General features: G+C 70.4%; 1 pseudogene. It reads left to right on the top strand.

Annotated elements, in window-relative coordinates:
• Positions 1-335, top strand: a pseudogene (locus DBR34_RS23855) (S9 family peptidase); the annotation flags it as partial.

Genomic DNA, 335 nt, shown 5'->3' with positions numbered 1-335 from the left:
CTGCAGCACACCGTCAGCACGCTGCCGCTGGTGGAAGGCCTGCCGACCGGCAATGACGCAGTATCTACCGGTGTGCGCAGCATCAGCTGGCGCGCCGATGCGCCGGCGACGCTGGTGTGGGCCGAAGCGCAGGACGGTGGCGACCCCAACCGCGCGGCCAAGGTGCGCGATGCGGTGCTGATGCAGGCCGCCCCGTTCGATACGCCGCCGGTCACGCTGGCCCAACTGGGCAGCCGCTATGCCGGCATCCAGTGGGGGCGCGGCGACCTCGCACTGCTCAACGAGTCGTGGTGGAAGAGCCGCGAAGTGAAGCAGTGGCGGATCGCCCCGGACCA

Origin of the sequence: Stenotrophomonas sp. HMWF003, from assembly GCF_003061285.1 — a bacterium.
Classification (GTDB): Bacteria; Pseudomonadota; Gammaproteobacteria; order Xanthomonadales; family Xanthomonadaceae; genus Stenotrophomonas; species Stenotrophomonas maltophilia_AP.
The sequence above is the reverse complement of the archived record's forward strand: the minus strand, read 5'-3'. Positions and strand labels throughout refer to the sequence as shown.